The following is an 18752-nucleotide window of genomic DNA, read 5'->3' as shown; positions in this document are numbered from 1 at the left end:
ATCGCCCGACCTGGTTTCGGATGAAACAAAGTTTCGCGATAGATGCACCCCGCAACCCTTGCGTTTCCGCCTTGTTGCAAACAAGTCACAATCGCCGAGGAAACGCCGAGCCGCGCCGGAAATTTTCTTTACCGCACATGAATAGGGGCGCATCCCCTGTGTTGTCGGGGCATAGCACTGCAGTCCGATTTGCTCGCAGGGCTGCCTTGAACACTCATCTACTAACGGTAGGGGACGGCACTGTGAGAAAAATCCAATCATCGAAGTTGACGCCAAAGCTAGGCGGAGCTCCCTTTCTTATAGGGGTCAGCCTGCTCGCTCTCAGCTCTCCGGTCAGGGCGCAGGATGCGCCTGCGGACGAAAGTGCAGCAGAGGAAACGATCGTCGTCACCGGTTCGCGTATTCCGCAAGCCAATCTGGAATCCGCCGCCCCCATCACCGTCGTCACCGGCGAGGATATCAAGCTGCAGGGCACGACCCGCGTCGAGGATATGCTGAACTCGCTGCCGTCGGTCTTCGCCAGTCAGTCATCAACCGCCGCCAATGGCGCCGACGGCACCGCGACGGTCGATCTTCGCGGCCTTGGCACCACCCGCACCCTCGCGCTGGTCAACGGCCGCCGCCTGCTGCCGGGCGATCCGAGCCCGAACAGCGGTTCGGCCGCCGACATCAACATGATCCCGGCCGCGCTGCTGAAAAACGTCCAGGTCCTGACCGGCGGCGCTTCGGCGACCTATGGCGCCGATGCGGTCGCGGGCGTTGTGAACTTCGTCATGGACACCGACTTCTCCGGTTTCCGTCTCGACGGCCAGTATAGCGTGTTCCAGCACGACAATCGCAACAAGGTGACGCCGCCGCTGCTCGATGCCCGCGGTTTCGGCTATCCGAGCGGAAGCGTCGTGGACGGCGGAACGCTCGATGTCACCGCGATGTTTGGCGCCGGCTTCGATGACGGCCGCGGCCATATCGTCGCCTATGCCGGCTATCGCAAGGCGAAGGCGGTGCTGCAATCGCGGCGCGACTATAGCGCCTGTACGATCCAGAATAGCGGCGGCGGCGCCCTTCAGTGCGGCGGTTCGCTGACCAACTCGACCGGCACGGCCATCCTGTTCGATCCGACGCTCAACACCGCGTCGTCGACCGTGTACAGCTTCCTGCCCGGCGGAGGGTTCGAAAACACCACGTCGCGCTATAATTTCGCGCCGACCAACCATTATCAGCGTCCCGACGAACGGTACACCGCCGGCTTGTTCGCGAACTATGAAATCAATGAATCGATCAAGCCCTATCTCGAATTCATGTTCATGGACGACCGCACCGTCGCCCAGATCGCCCCGTCGGGCAACTTCGGCAACACGCTGACGGTCAATTGCGATAACGCGCTGATGTCAGCCGCCCAGCGTGCTGTCATCTGCGCTGACCCCAACCTGATCAACGGTTATATCGGCACCTTCCCGACCGCCGTCGCGGCGCCTTATAACACGATCGCAAATGGTGGCCCGGGGCCGCTTGCTCCGCCACTGGTGTTTACCGGCGCGTTCGGTCAGACCTATAATCAGGGGTTCATGCAGGTGCTTCGCCGCAACGTCGAAGGCGGGCCGCGCCAGAGCGATTTGCAGCACACCAACTACCGCGCGGTGATCGGAACCAAAGGTGACCTCGGCAAGGCCTGGTCGTACGACACCTATTATCAATATGGCCGCTCGAACTATAGCCAGGTCTATTCGAACGAATTCTCGGTCGCGCGCCTTACCCGCGCATTGAACGTGGTCGACGAAGGATTCGAGCGCACCGGTGTCGCCAACGGCAACATCGTCTGCCGGTCGGTGGTCGACGGCAGCGATCCGACCTGCGTTCCGTACGATATCTTCAACGGCGCCGGCGGCGCGAGCCCCGAATCGGTCGCCTATCTTTCGGCGACGGGCTTCCAGAAGGGCTATACGTCGGAACAGGTTGCCAACGCCTCGTTCACCGGGATGCTCGGCGAATATGGCATCAAGTCGCCATGGGCTGAAGACGGAATGAGCGTCAATCTGGGTTTCGAATGGCGCAAGGAGTCGCTGGATCTCAAGACCGACAACGCCTTCTCAACTGGCGACCTGACCGGCCAGGGCGGTAAGACGCTGCCGCTTTCGGGAAGCTTCCGGGTCTATGAATTCTTCGCCGAAACGCAGATTCCGCTGATCCAGGAAAGCTTCATATATGATCTGACCTTCAGCGGTGGTTATCGCAAATCCTATTACCGGACGAGCGCCGACCGGAAATATGATACCGACACCTATAAGCTGCAGCTGGAATTCGCGCCGATCCGCGACGTTCGCCTGCGCGGCCAGTATAACCGCGCGGTTCGCGCCCCGAACATTCAGGAACTGTTCTCGACACCCACCGTCGGCCTGAACGGCGCCAGCGATCCGTGCGCCGGAACGCCGGTCACTGCGACCAATTATGGCTGCATCGCGCAGGGCTTCGCTGTCGGAACCGGCACGACAGCAAACCCGGCTGGTCAGTATAACGGCCTTCTGGGCGGCAACCCCGACCTGAAACCCGAAACGGCAACGACCAAGACCGTAGGTATCGTGCTGCAACCGGGCTTCCTGCCGCGCTTCTCACTGACCGTCGACTAGTTCGACATCAAGCTGAAGGACGCAATCCAGCCGCCCGCGCAGGATGCGATCCTGAAGGATTGCAGCCTGAACGCCACGGCAACCTTCACGCCCGTCTCTTGTGGCCTGATCTTCCGCGATGCGGCGGGCTCCTTGTGGCTGACACCCGATGGCTATGTCGACAATACGCCATCAAACCTCGGCCGCGTTCACACGCGCGGCATCGAGGTCAACAGCGCGTTCAGCCAGGAAATCGGCCAGATCGGCACCTTGTCGTTCAGCTTTGTCGGGACCTATCTCGACAAATATCAGGTCGATAACGGCATCACCCAGCCCTATGACTGCGCCGGTCTCTATGGCCCGGTTTGCAGCTCGGGCGGGACGACGGCGGGCGGATCGATGCTGCCCAAGTGGCGTCACAAGCTGCGCACGACCATGAAGTTGGCGGACGGCCTCGGGATTTCGCTCCAGTGGCGTTATATCGGCAAGGTCTCGGCGGAAACGCTCAGTGACAGCCAGTCGCTGCGCGGCGATTTCCCCTTCGACCCCGGTCTGCACATCAAGTCGTACAGCTATTTCGACCTGACGACGACCTTCGACGTGTCGGACAATTACACCTTCCGCCTCGGCGTCAGCAATTTGTTCGACAAGCAGCCACCCCTGGTGACGTCGGGCAGCGCGGCACGCGACGGGTCGAACCTGTGCCCGACCGGACCGTGCAACGGCAACACCTATCCGGCGACCTATGACGCGCTGGGGCGCTATATTTTCGCAGGCGTCACACTGGACTTTTAAGGCCGGTATTTGATCCTATGATGGGGCGGCGGGTCGATCGATCCGCCGCCCTTTTTTTGATTCGACGGATGACATGCCGATGCTCGATCCCCGAACTACCGATGTCCTGCGACAGGCCGTCGGCGCAGCCCAGTCGGGCGATACGGCGCGGGCGCGGCAGCTGGCCGAAGGTGCGCTGGAGACAGGCGGCGACAGGACCGCACTCAATGCCTTTCTGGGTATGTTGCTAGCGCGATCGAATGACCTGACGGGCGCCGTCCGCCATCTCAAGGCCGCACATGCCGAGCGGCCGGGCGATGCGACAATCGCCTGCAATCTGATTGCCGTGTTGCTCGACACGGGCGACCTGAACGACGCGTTGACCGTCGCCACGCCAGATCTGGCGCGCGCCGACCCGACCCTTCGCATCGCGCGCTATCGCGGCTTCATCAGCCAATCGCTCGAACTTTTCGGCGAAGCCGTCGAGGCATACGAGCATGTTGTGGCGGGCGAACCCGATGATTTCGAAAGCTGGAACAATCTGGGCAATGCACGGTCGGCGACCGGCGACCTCGATGGCAGCGTCGTCGCGCTCGAACGGGCGATGGCGCTCAACCCGCTGGCGCCGCCGACCCGGCTCAACCTGGCCGTGGCGCTGCGATCGGTGGGACGTACCGAAGAGGCCGAGACGCTGCTGCGCACGACGGCGGACGAATTCCCCGACGACGCCCGCGCACTGCACGAACTATATGTCCAGTACAAGAAGGAGGGGCGGCAGGAAGCCGCGATGGAGGCATTGGAAGCCGCTCTGATCCGCGATCCGGTCAATGCCAATCTCCAGCTGAAATTCGGTGTCGAATGCGGGCTGGTCAACCGCATAGACGAAGCCGAACAGGCGTTTCGCACGGTGCTCGCGATCGATCCGACCGTCACCGACGCCTATGTCGGCCTGACCGTCCAGTTCGAACACAGCAATCGCGAAGAAGAATTTGCGCCGCTGATCGCGCTCGCCGAAGCGCATGGTGTTGACGGAGGTGCGCTCGCCTTCATGCGCGCCTTTGAATATCGGCGCGCAAAGCGGTTCGAGGACGCGCTGGAGAGCCTCGCCCTCGTGCCGCCGGACATCCAGCTCGAGCGCACGACGCATCTGCGCGGACAGGTCCTCGACCGGCTGGGCCGCGTCGATGAGGCATTCGCCGCATTCCGTGGAACGAACCGGCTGCATCAGGATTCGGCCACCGATCCACTGCAGCGATCCACCGAACTGCGCGCCCAGTTACGCGGCGAGCTAAGTTTCATGACCCCCGAATGGGCCGCAACCTGGTCCGATATCGCCATCGCACCCGACAATCCCGATCCGGTGTTCCTGCTGGGTTTTCCCCGGTCCGGGACAACCCTGCTCGATACGATCCTGATGGGCCATCCGGACACGATGGTACTCGAAGAACAACCACCGCTGAACCTGACCGACAAGCGCGTCGGCGGCACGGCGGCGATCCCGGGGCTCGACGCGGCGGCGGTCGCCGATGCCCGGCGCTTTTATTTCGACGAAATCGCCAGGGTAGCACCGGCGCCACTCGATCCGGCACGGATGTTGGTCGACAAGTCACCGCTGTTCCTGAGCAAGGCGGTGCTGATCCAGCGCCTCTTCCCCAATGCGCGCTTCATCCTTGCGCTGCGACACCCGTGCGACGTGCTGCTCAGCTGTTTCATGAGCAATTTCCGGCTCAACAATGCGATGTCGAATTTCCTGCGGCTCGAGGATGCGGCAGAATTTTACGACCTCACCTTTCAGCATTGGGAACGCGCGCGCGAACTCTTCCCGCTCAAGGTCCACACGATCGTTTATGAACGGCTGGTCGAGGATGTCGCGGCCGAGGTGCGGCCGCTGTTCGATTTCCTCGGGCTCGAATGGCGCGACGCCGTGCTCGACCATCAGGCGACCGCCAAAAAGCGCGGGCTGATTACCACCGCCAGCTATGCGCAGGTCGTCGAGCCGATCTACAAGCGCGCCGCCGGCCGGTGGGAGGGGTATCGCCAGCATCTCGAACCAATCCTGCCGACCCTGCGCCCATGGGTCGAAAAATTCGGATATAGCCTGTGAGCGAAGCCCGTGCCGCGCTGGTCGCCGAAGCCGACCGCGCGCTAGCGGGACAGGATCTGGCGCGCGCAGTCGCGCTGCTTGAAGACGCCCTCGCGTTGGGCGAGGATTTTCCCGCGCTGCTGCGGCTCGCAGGGGTCCACCGCGCCGCCGGGCGGCCGCGCCTCGCATTGGATGCCGTGCATCGCGCACTGGCGCTGGCGCCGCTCGACTTTACCGCGCTCATGTTGCGGGCCAGCCTGCTCGACCGGCTCGGCGATCCAAATGCCGGCGAAGCCTGGGGGCATGCCATAGCCCAAAAGCCGGCGGAGGCGCTGCCGCCGCAACTCGTCACCGTCCTCGCCGAGGGGACGCGCAAGCATGCACTGTGGCGCGATGCGAAGGACGCGGCATGGGCCCGGCATATAGCCGATGCCGAAAGCCGCGCCGACGCCGAGGAACGCGGACGCATCGCCCGCTTCCGCAGCAACGCCCTGCGCCGGACCCGCCCCTTTCATAGCGAGCCGACGCATTTTCATTTCCCCGGACTGCGCGAGCGCGAATTTCATCCGCGAAGCCTGTTTCCATGGCTCGCACAGATCGAGGCCGCGACCGAAACCATCGCCGCCGAGCTTGATGCGGTGATGACCGCCGAGCGCGCCGAACTGGTGCCCTATGTCCAATATGCCGCGCACCAGCCGCTCGACCAATGGCGCGCACTGAACCATAATCCCGACTGGACCGCGATCCATCTGCTGCGGAACGGCCGGCGGATCGAGGCCAATGCGCGCCATTGCCCGCAGACGATGGCGCTACTCGAAGGGCTGGCGCAGCCGGTGATCGCCGGCGCTTCGCCCAATGCCATGTTCTCGCTGCTCGCGCCCGGCACGGCGATCCCGCCACATGTCGGCTTCAACAATGCGCGGCTGGTCTGCCACCTGCCGCTGGTTGTCCCCGACGGCTGCTGGTTCCGCGTCGGCGCCGAAACCCGCGACTGGCGCCGCGGCGAAGCCTTTGTGTTCGACGACACGATCGAGCATGAGGCGCTGAACCCCAGCGACAGGTTGCGCGTCGTCTTCATCTTCGACCTGTGGCATCCCGACCTCAGCCCGGTCGAGCGCGAGGCGGTGGCGGCGCTGATTGCCAGCGATGCGGGCAGCCTGCCCGACAGCCGATGAATTTTTCTGCCCGGCTCGCCGTCGTCCGGGCCGGACGGGCGACTGTGGACGATTTCGGCGACCTCGCCCGTCATGCCCTCGACGAAGGCGAGGAAGAGGCCGCACTGCCATGGGTCGCCTCCGCCGCGACACAATATGGAATGGCCCGTTTGTGGCAATGGACGGGTCTGTTGCACCGCGCGCTCGATGCCCATCAGGCCGCATTCGACGCCTTCGGCGAAGCCACCCGGCTGGCACCGGCCGACGTCGGCATTGCGCATGGCCGTGCGCGTGTCGCATTGGAGGCGGGGCTCGACGCCGTGGCGCTCTTTGAAACCGCCGAAAGGCTCGGACCGCCCAATGGCGATATATTGATCGGTCTCGCCGCCGCGCGCTGGGCGGCGGGGCGGGGGGAGGAAGCCGAAGCGGCCCTCGATGCGATCATCGCCCAAGTGCCCCTGTGGATACAGGGACATAACCAGCTGGCGCAACTGCGCGCCCTGATGGGAAAGCCGGCGCAGGCGACGGCATCCTTCGAACGGGCGCTGGCACAGCAGCCCGACGCGCTCGCGCTTTGGCGCGGGCTGCTCGACCTGCATCTCGTGCATGAGGATTACGCAGCACAGGCGATCGTCGCAAAGCGGGCACAGGCGGCCGGGCTGGCCCCCGCACAAATTGCCGACCATATGGCGATTTCCTCTGCCGAAAGGGGCGAAGCAGACCGCGCCGACGCGCTGTTCGCCGCCGCGCCGGCCGCCATGCAGGCCGGGCTGAATCTGTGGCAGGTGCGGCATTTCTTGCGGACAGACCGGCTCGCGTCGGCGCTGTCGCTGATCGACGACGTCATCGGCAGCGGCGGCACACAAGAAGCCGCGATCTGGCCCTATGCAGCGACGGCGTGGCGATTGGCCGGCGATCCCCGCTATGACTGGTTGGTCGGGGGTTCCCGGCTGGTGGCCGAGATGAATCTGCGCGACCGCCTGCCACCGCTAGACGTGCTCGCAACCCATCTCAGGGGACTCCATGTCGCCAGGGGCGAATATCGCGATCAGTCGGTGCGCGGTGGCACCCAGACCGACGGCCCCTTATTTTGCCGGAGCGATCCGGTCATCGGCGCCCTGCGGGCGGTGGTCGTGACCGCGGTCGAGACCTATGTCGCCGCATTGCCGCCCCGCGATGCCGGGCACCCACTGCTGGCCATGCGGCGCGACCGGCGCCCGCGTTTTTCCGGCAGCTGGTCGGTACGGCTGGGTGGCGGCGGCCATCATGCCAATCATGTCCATCCGCAAGGCTGGATCAGTTCGGCATTATATGTCGCGCTGCCCCCGAAGAATACCGGGGACGCGCCCGATGCCGGATGGCTGACCCTTGGCGAACCCCAGGCCGCGCTCGGGCTGGCGCTGCCGCCAAGCCGGATGGTCGAGCCCGCACCAGGGCGATTGATCCTGTTCCCCTCATGGCTCTGGCACGGCACACGGCCCTTCGGCGAAGGCGAACGTCTGACCGTCGCCTTCGACGTGGCGCCACCGCGCTGAACCATAGGCCCATGCGACCGGAGCAGGCAAAATCGCTTGGCCGATGGCCGATGACGCCATAAATATGGCGGATCAATCGCATGGAAAGGGCCCCCTCATGCCCCATGGACGCTTCATCCCGCTGGCCACGTTGCTAGGCTGCACGCTGACAGCATCTATCGCCGTCAGTGCGGCAGACCCACCGGCCGCTCCCGAACCGGCGAAGCCCGCAACAACCGCATCGGCGAGAGATGGAAAGCCGAAGCTTCGCGACCCGAATGAAATCATCTGCCGGAAGGAGCAGGTGCTGGGCAGTCGGCTTGAGACAAAACGCCGATGCATGACGCGGAGCGAGTGGGCTGAGGCGAACCGTGTCACGCGCGGTGAACTGGAACGCGCGCAGGTTCAGCGCGGCACGTCGGCGCAATAGGTCCGCCGCCAAGGGTCGCCGCCGGCCCCACAGCTTGCATGAAGCCACCGATCCTGTATCGGCGCGGCCCCCTGCATGACGCAGCCTGTCATTGATATTGCACGAAAAACGCCAAGTGCGGTGAGTCACATATATAGCTCCGCACCGCCGCTATCAGGCGCGCGAGGGCGGCAATCAGATTCGAAGGATAGAGATTAAGATATGTCGAAATTTTGCTCCGAGTGCGGATCCGCGCTTTCGCAAGGCGTACGCTTCTGTCCGGCGTGCGGAACCGCCGTGCAGGCGCCGGCCGGAGAGGCTGTGCAGCCTGCGGCGGAAATCGCGCCGCCAACACCCGTTGCGCCGACCCCGATGGTCCATGATGTCATCGAAGTGGAAGGCGCCGCACCGGCGCCCCGCAACAATGCGATCCTGCTGGGCGGCGCCGCGCTGCTCGCCGTGGCGATCGGCGGGGGAATCTGGCTTGGTTTGTCGAGCACCGGTGGGGAGGTCGAAACGACGACCGAACAGAGCGCCGAGCCGGGCGAAGCCACACAGGAGAAGCTCGACTATTTTGCCGCTGCCGACGCCAATTTACGCGACCGGCCGACGATCGAAGGTAGCAAAATCGTCGGATCGCTGAAGCGCGGCGAGAAGATCACCGGCACCCTCATAGGCGACGAGCGCGGCAAGCAGTGGGTGAAGGTCGACACCACAGGACAATATGTCAGCCTGGTCAATCTGTCGAAGAGCGCGCCGCCGTCGCTCGCGACGCTCGACGGCAGCGACCGTATCACCACCGCGCGCTGCTCGATGCTCGAAACTGCGGCATCCGGGGCGGCGGTCAAGACCGCCTTGCAGCCCGGCGCGAAGGTCCGGCTGATCGGCGCGACCGCCGATGGCTTTACCGAATTCGGCCTCCCGGGCGGCGGGGTCGGCTATGCGCCCACGCCCGACGCCTGCGCGACCGACCCGTCGCCGGCGAAGGGCGCGGTCGCCAATTCGCTGATCAAGTTCGATTTTCGCGATTGCGAATTCGGCCCCGAACTTGCCCCCTATTTCGAGAAGGCCGCGAACGCGCGCCTCGCCAAGGGGATCGACGATGACGCCGAAGAATATATCTTCCCGGTCGACAAGCTGTTTCAGGGTCTGCGCGTCACCAATATCATCGTCGGCTATGAGTGGCGCGGGGTCGCCTTCGCCGATCCGGCGGGCAAGGCCCAGACGGTGTTCCGCAAACTCGGCTTCGACATCGACAAGGACGGCAATTTTACCGTTCCCGACGATATCGCCCCGACTTCCTCGCTGCAGACGACCGATACCGCTTCGCGGGCACGCAGGCAGAGCGAACTGATATGCGGCGTCTGAGGCGTCGCAGATCCTAGAGCAGCTCGAACACGTCGTAACGCACCGCGCCGCCGACGCTGGCGCCCAGCCCGACCGCGACGATGTCGTTGAGCCACGCATAGCGTTCGTCGCCGGTCTCGAACATCGGCGTCGTGCGGAAATAGATCTCGGCCTTGTCAGCGTCGCTCTGCGGCCCGCCGGCGCGGGCATGCTTGTGCGCGACCGACAGCGGGCGCAGCACGCCGCGATAGGAGACATAGATAAGCGCGCCGTCGTGGGTTTCGAAGGTGATCCGCGCGTCGAGGCGCAGCGTGTCATTGTCGTCGATCGTCGCCCAGTCGCCGCCGCTGGGCATCACCCGGCCGCGCAGCCGCTCGCCCTCGAGCTCGCCGCCCGTCAGCGCGGCGATCATGCGGCGGCCGAAATGCGCCTTGCCCACCATCTGCTGCGGCTCGGTAAAGCTGGCGCGGTAAGAACAAAGATAACGGAAACTGGGCTCGATCATGGTTTTCCTCCTGTCGGTCAAACGGGAAGCGCGGCGGGGCAGGGACGCCTCGCCGCGCACCCGGTCAGATTTTGAACGCCAGTGTCGCGCCGTAGGTCCGCGGCGGGGCGTAGGGGGTCAGAATCTGACGGAACGGGCCGAAATAGGTGACGTAGGTCGGCACCAGCTCGTTGGTCAGATTCTTGCCCCACAGCGACAATTCCCATTCCTCACCGGGACCCGCGATCGACAGCCGCGCGTCGACATTGTCGTGGCTCGGCCACAATTGCTGCGGGATGTTCGACGCCTCGAAATAGGCGTCGTCGACCCAGCTGTAATCGACGCGGAGCTTCGCGGTCAGGTCACCGATCGGCGCTTCATATTGGCCGCCGATGTTGAACTTGTTCTTCGGCGAACGCGGCAGGCGGTTGCCGGTATAGGCCTGCCCCGGGATCGAATATTCGGTGAACTTCGCATCGAGATACGCATAGCTGCCGTCGATCTGCAGTCCCTGGGTTGGCCGCACGACAAACTCGACCTCGGCGCCGCGAATCCGCGCCTTGGCCGCGTTGCTGACGACGACGCAGCACAGCGGGACGAGCTGCGAAATCTGAAGGTCCGAATAGTCGGTCTGGAACGCCGCGACGTTCAGCCGCAATTTGCGGTCGAACCAGTCGGTCTTGGCGCCGACCTCATAGCCCCAGGCGAATTCGGGGTCATAGGGGGTCGAGGCCCCCGCCGCGGTTCCCGACAAGCCCTGAAAGCCGCCGCTCTTGTAACCGCGCGCAACCGAGGCATAGACGAGGATATCGTCGCTCGCCTTCCAGTTCAGCGCGGCGCGCGGGGTGAAGGCCTTCCAGCTTTTGGCGCCGGTCACATCATAGCCCGCGGCCGATCCCAGCGGCGGCGGGAGGCCCGGACCATCGTCGATCTTGAAGCCTGCGAAGCGCCCGCTCTTGCGCTCCCACGTCATGCGCGCGCCGACCGTTGCGGTCAGCGACGGCACAATCTCATAATCGAGCTGGCCGAACACTGCCACGCTGCGCGCGTTGACCGATTGCGGATAGAGGCCGATCCCCGACCCTGCGGGGGTCGGGAATTGCTGAATCTGCCCCTGCACGCGGTCGTTGTTTTCCTTGAGATAATAGACGCCGGTCTGGCCATTGAGGCGACCGTCGAACGCTTCAAAGGCCAAGCGCAGTTCCTGACTGAACTGGCGATTGTCTTCTTCGCCGAAATCAGTCGATTCGATCTGCGTCGGCGGGTTGACCGGGTTGCTGAAGAAGGGGGTTTCGAATTCGAAATCGACCTCGCGGAGCGCGGTCAGCGAGGTGAGCGTACCGAACGGGAGGTCGAGGTTCACTTCGGCCGAATAGGCCTTGATCGTCCGCTTGATGAACCCGTCGGTGTAGGCGTTGACGACGCGCGGATCGGGGTTGATCCCGACGCAGTGAACGCCGCCGTTGAAGCTGGTGTCGCAATTATTATGGCGCGGATTGCCGCGCTGGTCCTGATGCGAAATATCGGCGCGCAGGATGATGTCGAGCGTATCGGTGGGCTGGAAGCGCAGCGCAAGCCGCCCCGTCGTCAGATTCTGATCGTTGACGTCATGGCCGGTCGTCTCGTTAAACTCATAGCCGCTGCGCTGCTTGTGCGAGATACCCGCCGACAGAAAAACCTTGTCAGTCAGCGCCATATTGCCGCGCGCGACGACACCGACCTTGTCATAATTGCCGTATGTGCCCTCGAAATAGAAGCTGTTGTCGGCCGACGGCTTGCGGCTGATGAACTGGACGAGCCCGCCGATCGCATTTTTGCCGAACAAGGTGCCCTGCGGCCCGCGCAGCACTTCGACCCGTTCGAGGTCGAGTGCGTCGAGGTCGGGGGTGCCGCCGCGCCCGGCATAGACGCCGTCGACGAAGACGACGACCGATGGGTCACCGCCGGCATTCTGGCTGATGCCGGGAGGACTGCCGATACCACGCATCGCGAAATTGGTGTTGATCGGATCGACCGCGCTGACGCTGAGCCCCGGGGTGCGGGTCGCAATGTCGGCGACCGTCTCGATATTGCTCGCGCGGAGTTGGTCCGAACTGAAGGCGGTGACCGATACGGGCACGTCCTGCAATTTCTGTTCCTGACGCTGCGCGGTGACGATAATATCGCCGCTGCTGTCGGCGGCCGCCTCCTGCGCCATAGCAACACCCGGCATCGCGAGCATCGCGACTCCTGCCAGCAACCATGCAGACGGATTCATCCTCTGTTCGGACATTTGCTCTCTCCCATATGTGTCGCCGTAGCGCGCGCCCGATCATGCTTGACTGTCGGCGCATTTATTGCTTAGTTAACTAAGCATATATCTGCTATAGAGCAGCATTATCCGCCTTGCAAGGGGCGGTCGCCAAAACGAAGAATGGGAGAGTTATGGCAGCGCAAAGCGCGGGTAGCGGGACCCTCGAGTCCATCGATCATCCGCCCGCGGTCAGCCCGCCCTGGCCACGCCCGGCGTATAGCTGGTATGTCGTTGGCGTCCTTCTGCTCGCTTACACGCTATCATTCATCGACCGGATGATCCTGAGCCTGCTCGTCGCGCCAATCCGCGCCGCACTCGATATTTCGGATACGCAGGTCAGCCTGCTCATCGGCCTCGCCTTCGCGCTTTTCTACACATTGCTCGGGCTGCCGCTCGCCTGGATCGCCGACCGCTATAACCGGCGCAACCTGATCCTTGTCGGGATTGTGGTATGGAGCTTCATGACCGCGGGCTGCGGCTTTGCAGGAAGCTATGCGACGCTGTTCGCGGCGCGCATGGGGGTCGGAGTCGGCGAAGCAACGCTGTCGCCCGCGGCCTATTCGATGCTCAGCGACTATTTCCCGCGCGACAAGCTGGCGCGCGCGATGGCGGTCTATTCGATCGGCGTGCCCTTGGGAGCGGGCATCGCGCTCATCCTCGGCTCATTCGTCGTCCAGGCGGTATTGACGGCGCCGATGATCGAGGTGCCTTTCTTTGGCGCGATGGATGCGTGGCGGCTGATCTTCGTCTGGGTCGCGGCGCCCGGGCTGCTGATCGCGCTGCTGATGTTCACCGTGCGCGAACCGCTACGTCGCGGGCGTCGTGCCGTCGCGCCCGTGGCGAACGCATCGACCACACCGGCGCCCGGCCTCCTCGCGCATCTTCGCGAACAACGCGTGGCGCTCGGCGCGCTGTTTGCCGGCATGTCGCTGATCGGGCTCGTCATGTATGGCGCGATCGCGTGGATTCCGACCTTTTTCGCACGCACCTATGGCATGGGCGTCGGCGAGGCGGGGCTATGGTTCGGGATCATCATGGCGATCGGCGGCACGATCGGGCTGCTCGCCGGGGGCGCGCTCGCCGACCGCCTCTATGCGAAGGGCGTCGCCGATGCGCATCTGCGCGTGATGCGGCTGTCGATCCTGCTGGGCGGCCCACCGCTGATCGCCGCCGCATTGATGCCCGATTCGACCCTCGCCTTCGTCATGCTCGCGATCGCCTATCCGTGCATGACGATGCACGGCGTCGGCGGCGTCGCGCTGCAATTGATCACCCCGAATGAATATCGCGCGCGAATGACCGCGCTCTATTTCTTCGTCGTCAATCTGATAGGGCTCGGCTTCGGGCCGATGCTGATCGCCCTGCTCACCGACTATCTGTTCGAGGATGATGCGATGCTGCGCTATTCGATCGCGACCGTTGCCGGCATCGCGTTGCCCGCCGCGGCGGCGATCCTGACATGGGGCTTCAAGGGGTTTTCCCGCGACCTCGCGCGCATGTCGGCCGAGGCGGAGTCCGCCCCGGCCTGACGTCCGATCAGTTCAGCGCGTCGAGAAATTCGACCTCTGGTGCTGCGCCCAGATGCGCGGCGAGCGCGGTGCGGATTTCGGCGAAATGCGGGGTATTCGGATGGGCATCGAGCGCCGCCTGCGATTCATAAACTTCCATCAGTTTGTAGACTCCCGCCTCGCTGCGCGACCGCGCTACGCGATAGAGCAGGCACCCCGGCTCGCCCGCGAGCACCTTGGCGGCGCCGTCGGTCAGCGCCGCGCCCAATTCTTCTTCATGCCCCGGCTTGGCGGTCAGCTTGGCAATCACTGCGATCAAAATCTCTCTCCTCTGGTTGTTTTCAATTTTTGGGAACGGGCGGAAAGACCGGCGCCTTACTGACCATCGCGGGCAGCGGACGGCCCATCACCCCGGTGAACCATTGCGCCGCATCAACGATCGAGGGCAAGGCAAGCCCAGTCGCGATGCCGCCGCGTTCGAGCATATAAACAACGTCCTCGGTCGCGACATTGCCCGCCGCACCCGGCGCGAAGGGACAGCCGCCGAGCCCCCCGAGCGACACATCGACCGTCGCCGCGCCCTCGGCGACCGCCGCCCAGACATTGGCGAGGCCGCTGCCGCGCGTATTGTGGAAATGCACCCGAACCGGAAGGCCGCCGACCGCTTCGCGGACGCGTCCGACCATCTCGCTCACTTGTGACGGCACCCCAACGCCGATTGTGTCGGCGAGTGCGATCTCGCGCGGGCCCGCCTCGGCGGCGCGCTTTGCCATTTCAACGACGCGATCGATCGCGACTTCGCCCTCGAAGGGGCAGCCAAAGGCTGTCGCGATTGTGATCTGGCCGCTGCGTCCCGCCGCCTTGGCCAGCGTGACAATTTCCATCGCTGCGGTCAGCGATTCGTCCGACGTCTGGCGCTGATTGTTGATCCCGAACGTGTCGCTCGTCACGCACACCGCGCCCAGTTCGTCGATCCGCCCGGTCGCCAGCGCACGCTCGGCGCCGCGGCGGTTGAGCACGAGGCCGATGTAAGTGACGTCGGCGCGGTCGGGCAACAGCGCCACCAGATCTTCGGCATCGGCGAGTTGCGGGACGCGGCGCGGGTTTACGAAACTCGTCACCTCGATCCGGCGCGCACCATAAGCGATCGCGCGCGCGATAAGCTCGGCCTTGTCGGTAGTAGAGACGATCGCCGCCTCATTCTGCAGCCCGTCGCGCGGGCCGACCTCGACCATTTCCACGCCTGTTCCTGATGCCATCGCGCATTTCCGCTTTCGTGCCTGATTTAGCCGGTTGCAAATTACATAGCATACTAAGTATATCATCGCCATAGGCGGCGACAAGGCTTGTCCATGCGGATAAGCCGATACGCCATATTACCGCCCGAAGGGAGCGACATGACAGAGAAACATGGCAGCGGGGGAGCGCTGGAGGGGATCCGCGTGGTCGAGATGGGGCAGCTGATCGCGGGCCCCTTTTGCGGGCAATTGCTCGGCGACATGGGGGCGGAGATCGTCAAGCTCGAGCCGCCCGAAACCGGCGACCCGATGCGCCATTGGGGCCAGGGCGACACACCCAGCTGGTGGCGCGTCATCGCGCGCAACAAATATTCGGTCGCGGTCGACCTGCGCTCGCAGGAAGGCCAGAGCCTCGCGCGCGAGCTGATCGCCAAGGCCGATATTCTCATCGAGAATTTCCGCCCCGGAACGCTCGAGAAATGGAATCTCGACCCCGCCGAGCTGCGCAAGACCAATCCCGGGCTGATCGTCGTGCGTGTGTCGGGCTATGGCCAGACCGGCCCCTATTCGTCACGCGCCGGCTTTGGCGGGATTGGCGAGGCGATGGGCGGGTGGCGCGGTATCGTCGGCTATCCCGACCTTCCCCCCGCGCGCATGGGGGTGTCGATCGGCGACACGCTCGCGGCGACTTACGGCTGCATGGGGGCGCTCGCCGCGCTCCACCATCGCAGCAAGACCGGCGAAGGCCAGATCGTCGATTCGGCGCTTTATGAAGCGGTGCTGCAGGTGATGGAATCGACCGTCTCCGACTATTCGGCGAGCGGCACCAAGCGCCGCCGCACCGGGTCGACCCTGCCCGCGATCGCACCTTCGAACGTCTATCCGTGCCGCGACGGCGAATATCTGATCGGCGCCAATCAGGACGGCGTCTTCGCGCGCCTCGCCGAAGCGATGGGACAGCCCGAATTTGCGCGTGACTCACGCTATGCGACGCACCTCGCGCGCGGCGCGCGGCAGGAGGAGCTCGACGCGCTGATTTCGGAGTGGACCGCGACGATGACCATCGCCGAACTCGAAGCGAAAATGATCGCGGCGGGCGTCCCCGCGGGGCGTATCTTCGATGCCGAGGACATGCTGGCCGATCCGCATTTCGCCGCGCGCGAGGCGCTGGTGACGGTCGCGGATGAAGAGCTGGGCGAGATACGGATGCAGGGGGTTTTCCCCAAGCTGTCCGCGACCCCGAGCAGCGTCCGCCGCCCGGCCCCGCTCACCGTCGGGCAGGATGGGACCGATGTTCTGAAACGCTGGCTCGGCCGCGAAGGATCAGACGCATGATCACCCTCTATGGCGGGCCGACCCCCAATTCGCGCAAGATCGCGATCGCGCTGCTCGAAATGGATCTTGCCTGGCAGGTCGAGCCGATCGACATTCTCGCCGGCGACCAGTTGACCCCCGAATTTCTTGCGCTCAATCCCAACAACAAGACCCCGGTGATCGTCGACGACCAGGGGCCGCACGGTCCGGGCTTTATACTGTGGGAAACGGGCGCGATCCTGCTCTATCTCGCTGAAAAGACCGGGGGCTTCCTCCCCGCCGATCCGGCCCCGCGCGCGACCTGCTGGCAATGGCTGATGTTCCAGGTCTCCGGCATCGGCCCGATGTTCGGGCAGGAGGTGCATTTCACCCATTATGCCAAGGACCGGCACGAATATGCGATTGCGCGCTATAGCCGCGAGGTCGACCGGCTGATGATGGTGCTCGATAAGCGCCTTGGCGAAGCCGAATGGCTCGCTGGCGACGATTACAGCATCGCCGACATGGCGATGCTGCCCTATCTGCCGCGCCAGCTCGCCGAGAAGGCTGGGCGCTTCCCGAATGTCGAACGCTGGGCCGCCGTGATGTTCGCGCGCCCCGCCGTCGCCGAAGGAATGAAGTTCGGGGTCGCCCGCGCCGAAACGATCGCGGGTGGACTTACCGGCTTCACCGACGAACATCGCGCGATCCTGTGGGGCGACCGCCAGCACGTCGCGCGGTAAAAGCCCGTCATCCCGGCTCGCGCCGGGATGACGTTTTTCTTCGGGCTCAATCGCCCCGCACCGCTGCATGATTGGCGTCGCCGAACATGTTCGACCATTCGGCCTCATCGAGTTTCTGGTGCCGCCCGATATATTTTGCGGGTGCGGCGAGATCTTCGCGGCCCATGGCCCGCGCCACTGCGGGGCGTTCGCGGATGACCTCGAACCAGCGGTGCGTCGCGGGATGATCGCCCAGCCCCATCCCCATCACAAAGGCCGAGGCGCGGCCCGGCCAGATCGCCATGTCGGCGATGCTATAGTCATCGCCCGCGACATAGGCGCTCTTCTCCAGCCGCTTTTCGAGCACATCCTGCAGGCGCTTCACTTCGCGGGTGTAGCGCTGGACGGCATAATCCTGCCCCGCCGGGGCGTAGCGCAGGAAGTGGCTCGCCTGCCCGCCCATCGGCCCCAGCCCCGCGACCTGCCAAGTCAGCCACGACAGGGTCGCGGCGCGCGGCGCGCCCGAGGGGGCGAGGAAGCGGCCGCTCTTCTCGGCCAGATACTGCAGGATCGCGCCCGATTCGAACACGGTGACAGGATCGCCGCCGCCGCCCGGCGCGTGGTCGACGATTGCGGGCAATTTGTGGTTCGGGTTGATCTGGCCAAACTCTGCGGTCAGCTGGTCGCCGTTGAAGATATCATAGGGAATGACGCGAAAGGGCGCGCCAATCTCCTCGAGCATGATCGCAATCTTTTGCCCGTTAGGGGTCGCCGAATAATGGAGGTCGATCATCTCAAAGGATCGCATGGATCGCGTGGCGGACGCCGAAACTCGTCCGTTCGCCGACACCGACCGCCAGCACGCCGTTGAGCCAGCCATATTTCTCGCTCGCGGTCTCGAACACCGGGGCGATTCGCAGATAATAGCGCGCCGGATCGACATCAGGCTGGGCGGGGTCGGCAAATTCGGCGCGGACATCGTCGGGGATGAGATTGCGGCCGCTGTAGGTCAGATAGATGAGCTCGCCGTCATCGGTCCGCCAGACCGCGCGCGCGTCGAAGGTGCCGACCGACCCATCACCCAGACGCCCCGAGCGCGACCAGTTGCCGCCGCCCGGCAGGATAACGCCATTGATTTTCGGACCGAAAAAGCGCCCGCCGCTGATATAGCCCATACGCTGATCGCCAAACGGCGTCGCGCCGATGCCGATAATTCCGCCGCCGACCTCAAACTCGGCAGTGCACAGATACTGGCTGGCGAGCGCCGCGGGAACGGGCTGCTGATCGACGTCGGTCATGATGCGAATCCTCCTTGCAAAACTATGGACAA

13 protein-coding genes and 2 pseudogenes are annotated in these 18752 nt (G+C 64.4%); 9 read left to right on the top strand and 6 right to left on the bottom strand.

Annotated features, from left to right (window positions below; all coding sequences use genetic code 11):
- The first annotated feature begins 20 nt into the window (after nucleotides 1–20).
- The 6 genes and pseudogenes from CDQ91_RS09050 to CDQ91_RS09025 all read left to right on the top strand — a co-directional run bounded on the left by CDQ91_RS09050 (nucleotide 21) and on the right by CDQ91_RS09025 (nucleotide 9905).
- Nucleotides 21–3398: pseudogene (locus CDQ91_RS09050) on the top strand (TonB-dependent receptor domain-containing protein).
- 79 nt (nucleotides 3399–3477) lie between these two features.
- Nucleotides 3478–5481: a tetratricopeptide repeat-containing sulfotransferase family protein gene (locus tag CDQ91_RS09045; protein ID WP_158213645.1), complete on the top strand. Its 2004-nt coding sequence runs from the start codon at nucleotides 3478–3480 to the stop codon at nucleotides 5479–5481.
- Nucleotides 5478–6635: an aspartyl/asparaginyl beta-hydroxylase domain-containing protein gene (locus tag CDQ91_RS09040; protein WP_088472399.1), complete on the top strand. Its 1158-nt coding sequence runs from the start codon at nucleotides 5478–5480 to the stop codon at nucleotides 6633–6635. The genes CDQ91_RS09045 and CDQ91_RS09040 overlap by 4 nt, the downstream gene beginning before the upstream one ends.
- A complete protein-coding gene (locus tag CDQ91_RS09035) occupies nucleotides 6632–8149 on the top strand; it encodes a putative 2OG-Fe(II) oxygenase (protein ID WP_088472398.1) in 1518 nt (505 codons plus the stop codon). Before CDQ91_RS09040 ends, CDQ91_RS09035 begins: the two co-directional genes overlap by 4 nt.
- Before the next feature lie 610 nt (nucleotides 8150–8759).
- Nucleotides 8760–8828, top strand: a pseudogene (locus CDQ91_RS22040) (zinc-ribbon domain-containing protein); the annotation flags it as partial.
- Between the two features lie 6 nt (nucleotides 8829–8834).
- Complete coding sequence (locus CDQ91_RS09025; protein WP_237245903.1) at nucleotides 8835–9905, top strand: hypothetical protein; 1071 nt, start codon at nucleotides 8835–8837, stop codon at nucleotides 9903–9905.
- 13 nt (nucleotides 9906–9918) lie between these two features.
- On the opposite strand, the gene CDQ91_RS09020 is transcribed toward CDQ91_RS09025, so the two are convergent.
- Both CDQ91_RS09020 and CDQ91_RS09015 read right to left on the bottom strand, forming a co-directional pair.
- Nucleotides 9919–10389 carry a DUF3237 domain-containing protein gene (locus tag CDQ91_RS09020; protein ID WP_088472395.1) on the bottom strand — a complete coding sequence of 157 codons (471 nt, stop codon included), beginning with the start codon at nucleotides 10387–10389 and terminating at the stop codon, nucleotides 9919–9921.
- A gap of 64 nt (nucleotides 10390–10453) precedes the next feature.
- Complete coding sequence (locus tag CDQ91_RS09015; RefSeq protein WP_088472394.1) at nucleotides 10454–12640, bottom strand: TonB-dependent receptor; 2187 nt, start codon at nucleotides 12638–12640, stop codon at nucleotides 10454–10456.
- Nucleotides 12641–12792: 152 nt separating this feature from the next.
- Here CDQ91_RS09015 and CDQ91_RS09010 point away from each other — a divergent pair, with 152 nt between their 5' ends.
- The gene (locus tag CDQ91_RS09010) at nucleotides 12793–14190 is read left to right on the top strand and encodes a spinster family MFS transporter (RefSeq protein WP_088472393.1); all 1398 of its coding nucleotides are present in this window, start codon (nucleotides 12793–12795) and stop codon (nucleotides 14188–14190) included.
- 7 nt (nucleotides 14191–14197) lie between these two features.
- On the opposite strand, the gene CDQ91_RS09005 is transcribed toward CDQ91_RS09010, so the two are convergent.
- Both CDQ91_RS09005 and CDQ91_RS09000 read right to left on the bottom strand, forming a co-directional pair.
- Nucleotides 14198–14479 carry a putative quinol monooxygenase gene (locus tag CDQ91_RS09005; RefSeq protein WP_237245927.1) on the bottom strand — a complete coding sequence of 94 codons (282 nt, stop codon included), beginning with the start codon at nucleotides 14477–14479 and terminating at the stop codon, nucleotides 14198–14200.
- Between the two features lie 31 nt (nucleotides 14480–14510).
- The gene (locus CDQ91_RS09000) at nucleotides 14511–15428 is read right to left on the bottom strand and encodes a hydroxymethylglutaryl-CoA lyase (RefSeq protein WP_088472391.1); all 918 of its coding nucleotides are present in this window, start codon (nucleotides 15426–15428) and stop codon (nucleotides 14511–14513) included.
- 138 nt (nucleotides 15429–15566) lie between these two features.
- On the opposite strand from CDQ91_RS09000, the gene CDQ91_RS08995 reads away from it, so the two are divergent.
- On the top strand, nucleotides 15567–16742 hold the full coding sequence (locus CDQ91_RS08995) for a CaiB/BaiF CoA transferase family protein (protein ID WP_088472390.1): 1176 nt from the start codon (nucleotides 15567–15569) through the stop codon (nucleotides 16740–16742).
- Nucleotides 16739–17443, top strand: coding sequence for a glutathione S-transferase family protein (locus tag CDQ91_RS08990; RefSeq protein WP_088472389.1), 705 nt, complete (start codon nucleotides 16739–16741; stop codon nucleotides 17441–17443). Before CDQ91_RS08995 ends, CDQ91_RS08990 begins: the two co-directional genes overlap by 4 nt.
- 46 nt (nucleotides 17444–17489) lie before the next feature.
- On the opposite strand, the gene CDQ91_RS08985 is transcribed toward CDQ91_RS08990, so the two are convergent.
- Both CDQ91_RS08985 and CDQ91_RS08980 read right to left on the bottom strand, forming a co-directional pair.
- The gene (locus tag CDQ91_RS08985) at nucleotides 17490–18215 is read right to left on the bottom strand and encodes a glutathione S-transferase N-terminal domain-containing protein (protein ID WP_088472388.1); all 726 of its coding nucleotides are present in this window, start codon (nucleotides 18213–18215) and stop codon (nucleotides 17490–17492) included.
- 1 nt (nucleotide 18216) lies between these two features.
- Nucleotides 18217–18720 (bottom strand): DUF3237 domain-containing protein, encoded by a 504-nt coding sequence (locus tag CDQ91_RS08980; protein WP_088472387.1) that lies wholly within the window; start codon nucleotides 18718–18720, stop codon nucleotides 18217–18219.
- Between the last annotated feature and the right edge of the window lie 32 nt (nucleotides 18721–18752).

The sequence above is a fragment of the Sphingopyxis witflariensis genome (genome assembly GCF_002205635.1).
Taxonomy (GTDB): Bacteria; Pseudomonadota; Alphaproteobacteria; order Sphingomonadales; family Sphingomonadaceae; genus Sphingopyxis; species Sphingopyxis witflariensis.
The sequence above is the reverse complement of the archived record's forward strand: the minus strand, read 5'-3'. Positions and strand labels throughout refer to the sequence as shown.